The sequence below is a fragment of the Mesorhizobium sp. M2C.T.Ca.TU.002.02.1.1 genome, from assembly GCF_003997225.1.
In genome coordinates, this window is the sequence record NZ_RZTO01000234.1 from 1 (window position 1) to 7847 (window position 7847).

At 63.9% G+C, this 7847-nt stretch carries 7 protein-coding genes and 1 pseudogene; 2 read left to right on the forward strand and 6 right to left on the reverse strand.

The window, feature by feature from the left end; translation table 11 throughout:
• Window positions 1-213 (reverse strand): annotated as a pseudogene (locus EOD07_RS14640) (MarR family winged helix-turn-helix transcriptional regulator); the annotation flags it as partial.
• Window positions 214-353: 140 nt separating this feature from the next.
• On the opposite strand from EOD07_RS14640, the gene EOD07_RS14645 reads away from it, so the two are divergent.
• Window positions 354-761, forward strand: coding sequence for a hypothetical protein (locus tag EOD07_RS14645; RefSeq protein WP_127235982.1), 408 nt, complete (start codon window positions 354-356; stop codon window positions 759-761).
• A gap of 130 nt (window positions 762-891) precedes the next feature.
• On the opposite strand, the gene EOD07_RS14650 is transcribed toward EOD07_RS14645, so the two are convergent.
• Window positions 892-2937, reverse strand: a complete 2046-nt coding sequence (locus EOD07_RS14650) for an NADH:flavin oxidoreductase (RefSeq protein WP_127235983.1) — start codon at window positions 2935-2937, stop codon at window positions 892-894.
• Between the two features lie 78 nt (window positions 2938-3015).
• Between EOD07_RS14650 and queF the strand changes: the two genes are divergently transcribed.
• The gene (queF, locus tag EOD07_RS14655; protein ID WP_127235984.1) at window positions 3016-3477 is read left to right on the forward strand and encodes a preQ(1) synthase; all 462 of its coding nucleotides are present in this window, start codon (window positions 3016-3018) and stop codon (window positions 3475-3477) included.
• Window positions 3478-3488: 11 nt separating this feature from the next.
• Here the strand turns inward: queF and EOD07_RS14660 are convergent, their stop codons facing one another.
• From EOD07_RS14660 to EOD07_RS14675, 4 genes are all read right to left on the reverse strand, one after another.
• The gene (locus tag EOD07_RS14660; RefSeq protein WP_127235985.1) at window positions 3489-4085 is read right to left on the reverse strand and encodes a hypothetical protein; all 597 of its coding nucleotides are present in this window, start codon (window positions 4083-4085) and stop codon (window positions 3489-3491) included.
• Between the two features lie 4 nt (window positions 4086-4089).
• Window positions 4090-4563 carry a DUF3828 domain-containing protein gene (locus EOD07_RS14665; RefSeq protein ID WP_041010426.1) on the reverse strand — a complete coding sequence of 158 codons (474 nt, stop codon included), beginning with the start codon at window positions 4561-4563 and terminating at the stop codon, window positions 4090-4092.
• A 110-nt stretch (window positions 4564-4673) separates the two neighbouring features.
• Window positions 4674-6323 carry an ABC transporter substrate-binding protein gene (locus EOD07_RS14670; RefSeq protein ID WP_040986596.1) on the reverse strand — a complete coding sequence of 550 codons (1650 nt, stop codon included), beginning with the start codon at window positions 6321-6323 and terminating at the stop codon, window positions 4674-4676.
• 64 nt (window positions 6324-6387) lie between these two features.
• On the reverse strand, window positions 6388-7847 hold a 1460-nt coding region (locus tag EOD07_RS14675; RefSeq protein WP_164772255.1), incomplete at its 5' end, for a trimethylamine methyltransferase family protein.

The following is a 7847-nucleotide window of genomic DNA, read 5'->3' on the forward strand; positions in this document are numbered from 1 at the left end:
GTTGAGATGATGGGTGAGCGTCGCGCCCTGGATGCCGATCATGCCGGCAAGCTCGCGCTGGTTCGCGAGTTCCTTCGACTTGACCGACAGCAAGGTCAGCCAGACCGGCAGCGTGCCGCCGGCTTCGGCCATGGCGGCATCGAAAGCCTGGGCCACCACTTTCGATGTGCGGGCGAGATTCATGCCGACGGGCGGGCGGTCAAACGGTGTCATGACGTGACAGTAGAGCATGCAATGGCAAGGTGGAACTCGGCTCCGTGCATTGACATCTAATCGTTAGATATCTAACTTTGTCTTATTGATGGCGTCGCAGCATGGCTGCGGCGCGGCGGGTGGCAGAGAGGAATGCGGTCATGCAATATGTCTACATCATCACCATCGGCCTGCACGTCATGGCCGGCGTGTTCTGGGCCGGCACGACCATCGCTGTCGCCCGCGACCCGGAGATCAAGGCGGAACGCTTCATCCGGCCGCAGCTCGGCGCCTCCGGCCTGGTTTTCCTGACCGGCGTACTGCTCTGGTATTTCTTCCATGAAGGCGCGTTCGGCCCGATGGAGAAGGTGCTGGCGCTGGGCATTTTGACGGCGCTGATCGCCGCCGGGGTGCAGGGCGCGCTTGTGGCCTCCGCCAGCAGGCAGCTGGCCGGCGCCGATCAAGCGACGCAGACTGAGCTGCGGGCAAAAATGACCAGAGGCGAACGCATCGCCGGTGGGCTGCTGGTCATCACCGTGTTCTGTATGGCGACCGCCAAGCTATTTTGACATCGCACGGCCGGCGAAACCGGCCGGGCGCGGCGCGCAGCGGACCAGAGCGGCAGGTGGCTCTCCTTGCAAAGGTCCGTTGCGCGTCCTTTTGTTCGGGCATGATCTCTTCCGATCGTGCCTTGCCCGGTCAGATCCTGATCCCGAACCGGATGCCGTCATAGATGGCGGCGTGGATGTTGCGCGAGGCGACCGCGTCGCCGATGCGAAACAGCACGAAACCGCCTTCGGCATTGCGCGCCGGGAAGATGTCGCCGCCACTCACCAGCCGCTCATAGTCGACGGCCCCGCCATTCTTCGACAGAGGTTTGAGCGATAGGTAAAGATCGTCGAGCGGCACGGTGCCGTGCTCGACCACCACCTGGTCGACGCGCCGCTCGCCGCGCCAGCCGTCGGCAAAGTCCGACGCCAGCTCGGCTATGAGCTGGTTGCCCTCTCGCCGCACCGAGCGCAACCTTGTGTTGATGGTGACGGTGACGCCTTTTTCGTGGAAGGCGCGCATATAGGGCACGTGGTTCATGCCGCCCATTTCCGGCGCGAAGAAGCGCTCCGGCGAGACCAACTCCAGCCTGGAGCCGCTGTTGGCGATGAGTTCGGCGGCGCCCATGCCCTGATGGCCGCCATTGTCGTCGTAGAGCAGCACGTTCTCGGACGGCTTGACGCTGCCGGCCATGATGTCCCAGCTCGAGGTGACAAGATTGTCGCCTTCTGTCAGCGGCGGGTTCTGCGGCATGCCGCCGGTCGACACGATCACCACATCCGGCGCCAGCGCCAGCACGTCGTCCTTCTCGGCCCAGGTGTCGTAGCGGATCTCGACGCCAAGGCGGTCGAGCTCGGCCAGCCGCCAGTCGATGATGCCGATCAGCTCCTTGCGGCGCGGGTTCTGGGTCGCCAGGCGCACCTGTCCGCCGGCCTGGCTCGAGGCTTCGAGCACGATCACCTGGTGGCCGCGTTCAGCCGCGACGCGCGCGGCTTCCAGGCCGCCGGCGCCCGCGCCCACCACCACGACTTTCTTCTTTGGCCCTTCGCTCTTGGCGATGATGTGCGGAACCGTCGCTTCGCGGCCGGTCGCGGCGTTGTGGACGCACAGCGCCTCGCCGCCTTCATAGATGCGGTCGAGGCAATAGGTTGCGCCGACGCAAGGCCGGATCTCGTGCTCGCGGCCTTCCATCACCTTCTTGATGATATGCGGATCGGCGATATGGGCGCGCGTCATGCCGACCATGTCGAGCTTGCCGGTGGCGATGGCGTGGCGGGCGGTGGCGACGTCGGAAATGCGCGCCGCATGGAAGGTCGGGAATTTCGTCGCCGCCCTCACCTCGCCGGCGAAATCGAGATGCGGCGAGGACCGCATGCCGGTCACCGGGATGACCTTGGTCAGCGACGCATCGGTCTCGATCGTGCCGCGGATGATGTTGAGGAAATCGACCTTGCCGGAATTGGCGAGCCGCCTGGCGATCTCGACGCCCTCCTCCTTCGACAGGCCCTTTTCGAAATCCTCGTCGGCGACCATGCGGATGCCGACGACGAATTTGTCGCCGACGGCGGCGCGCACGGCGTCGAGCACCATGTCGGTGAAGCGCAGCCTATTGTCGAGCGAGCCGCCGAACTCGTCGTCGCGATGGTTGGTCAAAGGCGACCAGAAGCCGTCCATCAGGTGCCCGTAGGATTCGAACTCGATGCCGTCGAGGCCAGCCGCCTGGCAGCGCTGCGCGGCCGAAGCATAATCGGCGACGATGCGCTCGATGTCCCACTCCTCGATGGTCTTCGGGAAGGCGCGGTGCGCCGGCTCGCGCACCGGCGAGGCCGACAGCACCGGCAGCCAGTCGGCCTTGTTCCAGCCGGTGCGGCGGCCGAGATGGGTGATCTGGATCATCACCTTGCAGTCATGCTCGTGACAGGCATCCGCCAGCTCGGCGAGCCATGGCACGATGCGGTCGTCATAGACATGCAGATTGCCGAAGGCAGCCGGGCTGTCGCGTGAGACGATGGCCGAACCCGCCGTCATGGTCAGCGCCATGCCGCCCTTGGCCTTCTCGGCATGGTAGAGCCGGTAGCGCTCCTTCGGCATGCCGTCCTCGGAATAGGCTGGCTCATGACTGGTCGACATCACCCGGTTCTTCAGCGTCAGGTGCTTGAGCTGGTAAGGTTGGAGAAGCGGGTCGTTGCTGGTCATCTTCTTCCTGCCATTTCATTCATGTTAAGGAGCGCCCAACGAAGCCGCCCCAAATTGGGTTGCGGCAAGGAGCCGCTTATGACTGACGCCAAGAACCTCACCCAGCTCGGCAAGCACGTCGAGACGCCACAGAGCCCCGAACAGGCGGTCCTGGAGACAGTGCCGTTCCAGCGCGGCGACGGCCCGCCGGCGATCGTGCGCTTCACCTGCCCCGAATTCACCTCGCTGTGCCCGGTCACCGGCCAGCCCGACTTCGCCCACATCGTCATCGACTACGCGCCGGACAAGACGCTGGTGGAATCGAAGTCGCTGAAACTGTTCATGACCTCGTTCCGCAACCACGGCGCCTTCCACGAGGAGTGCACCGTGATGATCGGCCGCCGTGTTGTCGAGGCCACGAAACCGCTCTGGCTGCGCGTCGGCGGCTACTGGTTCCCGCGCGGCGGCATCCCGATCGACGTCTTCTGGCAGACCGGCGCGCCGCCCAAGGACGCCTGGCTGCCCGACACCGGCGTTGCGCCCTATCGCGGAAGAGGCTGAGTTAACCACCATCATTCGCATTGGTACTGGCTGAGCGCCCATTCGCCGGTGACCGAGAGAAGGTCGGACACCTTCCAGCCGCCGCCGACCTTCTTCAGCTTCCATTCCAGGCGGTGCTGGTGGCCCTCGACGACGAAGGCGACGACCACCTTGGCCTGGTCGCCATTGACGGCCTCGATGGTGCGCAGACTGCGGTCGATGGCGAGCTTGTCATAGTCGGCATTGTCGAGCGCCATATTGGGATCGAGGCATTCGCCCTGCCCCGAGGCGCGCAGCGCATCACTCTTGTCGAGAACCGTCTTCGCCGGATCGACGAAGTTCTTGCGCTGAGCGGGATCGAGCTCCAGCCCGAGATGCTCGTAGAAGGGCTTCACCACCGCCGTAGGCGACCCGGGCAGAACAGGGGCGACAGGCGCCGGTTCGTCCGGCTTGCTTTCCGGCGCGGTGGCTGCAGGCGGCGCCGTGTCGACCGCGGGCGGCGAGGTATTGTCGCCGGATGAGGCTTTTGGCGGCGGCGCGCCGAAGAGCCCCTGCGCAGAGGCGCCGCCGTTCAGCCCCGCGGCCAGCATCGACCAACTCGCCAGCGCGAGGAGAAAGCGGCGAAGCACGGCATCACTCCGTCGAGGCGCCGCATTCCAGCGCGCTGAGTTTCCAGTCGTTGGTCTTGGAGCTGATGTCGGCGATCTTCCACTTGCCGTCCACTTTCTTCAGCGACCACACCATTTCGCGTTTGGAGTCATCGCCTTCCGGGAAAAGATTGAAGCTTGCCGTCACCTCGGCGATGTCGCCATTGACGGTCTCGGTGAGCTTCAGCGTCTTCGACAGGGTCTTCTGGTCGAAATCCTGGGCATCGAGGCCCGGGTCGAAGTCGATGCAGGACACCTCGTCGGGCTTCTCCTTCTGCGCCTTGTCGTTGGCCTCGAACAGCTTCGTGACCGGCTCGGTGAAACGGTCACGGTATTTGGCGTCCGCCTCGAACTTCACCGCCGGCACATAGAAGAACTTCACGGCGTTGGACGCTGGCCCGGCAAACGCCGCGCCGGGCAAGGCAATCGAGAAGACAGCGGCAAGCACTATCGGCTTCATGCAGGATCTCCGGGGTTCGGTGCGTGGCGGCACGCTCGCCACCACGCATCCTGCATATCGCCTTTTTTGCGGCTCATGAAGTCTTTGCGGCTCATGAAGCCCGGGCGCGCTCAGGCATCCAGCCAGACGTTCTGGAAGTCCATTTCATAGGTCTGGTGCATCGAGTAGTTCTTCACCTTCTTGTTCATGTGGCAATAGAGCTTCTGCCAGAAAGGCTGAATGATGACGCCGGAGTCCTGCAGGATCGCCTCGACATCCTTCATCACCTCCTTGCGCTTGGCGACGTCGATCTGCGACAGCGCCTCCTTGAGCTTGGCGTCGAACTCCGGATTGGAGTAGGCCGTCTCGTTCCAGGCCTCGCCGGTGCGGTAGCCGAGCGCCAGCACCTGCACGCCCAGCGGGCGCATGTACCAGATCGTCATGGAATAAGGATATTTCGTCCAGTCGTTCCAGAAGGTCGAGCCCGGCAGCACCGTGCGTTTGACCTTGATGCCGGCGTCGCGCAACTGGCCGGCGATGGCGTCGCCGGTATTCTTCTGCCATTCGTCCTCGACCGTGATCAGCTCATGCTCGAAGTCGGCCTGGCCTGCTTCCGCCATCAGCTTCTTGGCGCCGGCGGCATCGCGCTCCTTCTTGGGCAGCGGGTAGTATTCGGGATGGATCGGTGCGACGTGGTGGTTCTCGCCGACCGTGCCGCGGCCGTTATAGCCAAGCTGCATCACCTGGTTGTTGTCGACCGCCATCTGCAGCGCGTTGCGCACCCGCTTGTCGTCATAGGGCTTGTGGGTGACGTTGGTGCGGGCAACGAGCGTGGTCGCCGTCGCGACCTCGGATTTCACCAGATCCATCTTGTCGAGCGGGTCGATGAAATCGGCCGGTGTTTCGAAATCGAGATCGATCTCGCCGGAATCGAAGGCATTCAGCGTGGCGTTGAAGTCCGTGCCGTAGTCGATGAACTCCACCCCGTCGAGCGGCGCTTCGCCGCCCCACCATTTGCCATTCTCGCGGCGTTTGACGACCGCTTTCGACCCGACCGCATAGGACACCAGCTCGAACGCACCGGTGCCGATCGGCTTCTTGATCGGATCGGCGCCGTCCTTGTCGAAGTCGCGATGCACGACCAGCGCCGGATAGTCGGTGAAGCCGGGGATGATGGCGATGTCGGGTTCGTTGAGCTTCAGCTTGACCGTGTGGTCATCGACCTTGGTGATCGCGCCGTCCTTGGCCTTGCCGGTCTTGGTGTCGATCAGCGCGCCGACGCGGGCGGCCATCGAGTTGCCGGAAGCCCCCTTCTCGCACCAGCGGTTGAGGTTGGCGACCACGTCATCGGCGTTGAAGGCATCGCCATTGTTCCAGGTGACGCCCTTGCGCAGATGCAGCGTGTATTCGGTGGCGTCGTCATTGACGTCCCAGCTTTCGAGCAGCACCGGCTCGAAGGTGAACTGGTGCGTGTAGCGCACCAGCGGCTCCAGCCAGGTGCGAGTGACATTCGCCATCTCCGTCCAGTCATAGGTGCGCGGGTCCTTCTGCGCCTTGACCGACATGGCGACATGCAGCGTTCCGCCCTTCTTGGGCTCGTCGGCGAGCGCCCTGGTCGGCGCGGCAAGGCCGAGCATGCCATAGGCGAAAGCCGTCGACGCGCCGAAGGCGCTCGCCAGCGCCAGAAATTCGCGCCGGTCGACACGCCCCGCGCGCGCCTCCTCGGCCATCGCTTCGATCGCGGCCGGGACCCGATCGCCATTGCTTCTGAACAGTGTCATTCTCTTTCTCCCATTGATTTCTTCGAGTCTTCGCCCGTTTTGGTTCAACTGTCGTTGATATGTATCAACTAACGCTGTCCGGCAGCTTTTCCTCACGCCGCGCGATCAAATCCCTGAGACCTTCGGCAATGCCCTCGTCGAGCTTCGGCTCCTGGTAGTCGGCGAGCATATTGCGCGCCTTCTCGAGGCCGCGCGTGTCGTGGTCCTTGGCGCCTTCGGCGCTCCACTGCTCGAAGGAATTGAAGTCCATGATGTTGGGCATGAAGAAGGCGCTCTCGAAATGCTCGAGCGTATGCTGCGTGCCGAGGAAATGCCCTTGCGGACCGACCTCGCGGATCGCCGCCATCGCGTCCTTGAAATCGTCGAAGGACACGCCGCCGGCATATTTGTACCAGCCGACCAGCTGCTCGCAGTCGGTGGCGAATTTCGAATAGCCGCAGGTCAGCCCCGCCTCCAGCCAGCCGGCCGAATGCCAGATGTAATTGGCGCCGGACAGGATCGCGGCATGCATCAGCATGTTCGCCTCGTAGCCGGCCTGGGCGTCGTTGAGCTTGGAGCCGACATGGAAGCCGGAGGTGCGCCAAGGCAGCTTGTATTTCCTGGCTAGCGCACCCATCAGATACATCATCTGCGCCGCTTCCGGCGTGCCGCCCATCGGCGCGCCGGTCTTCATGTCGACGGTGACCATGAACTGGCCGTAGAGCTGCGGCGAGCCGGGCCGGATGAGCTGGGTCAAAGCCACGCCCGCAAGCGCCTCGGCGTTGACCTGCGCCACCGCGCCGACGGCGGAGGCCGCGGTCGAGGCGCCGCAGAGCGCGAAAGGCGCCAGGATCAGCGGCTGATTATGGCTGGCATAGACACGCATGGCATCGATCATGGTGGCGTCCCACACCAGCGGCGAATTGCAGTTGGTGATCGCCACCAAGACCGGATTGTCCCGCACGAACTCCTCGCCGAAGACGATACCGGCCATCGCCATCGTGTCTTCCGCCCGCTCCTTCGAGGTCACGATGCCCATGAACGGCTTGTCGGAATGCTTCAGCGCCGAATGGATGATGTGCAGATGCCGCTTCGGCACCGCGATTTCCATCGGCTCGCAGATGACCGAGCTCGAGGAATGCAGCGCCGGCGCCATGTAGGCGAGCTTATGGAAATTGTTCAGGTCGGCCAGCGTGCCGTAGCGCCGCTTGTTGTCGAGATCGCGGACATAGGGCGCGCCATACATCGGCACGAAGATCGAGTTCTTGCCGCCGACGCGCACGGTGCGCTCGGGGTTACGGGCGTTCAGCGTGAATTCGGGCGGAACCTTCGAGACGAGTTCCATCAGCAAGGCGCGGTCGATGCGGACGCGCGTTTCCCGGACGTCGGCGCCCGCCGCTTTCCATAGCGCGATCGCCCCGTCATCGCGGAATTCGCACCCCACCTCCTCGAGGATCTTGAGCGATTCCTCGTGGATCAGTTCCACCGCCTCGTCGGGCACGATTTCGTAGACCGGGATCTTGCGCACCAGCGTCGGAAAGGAGG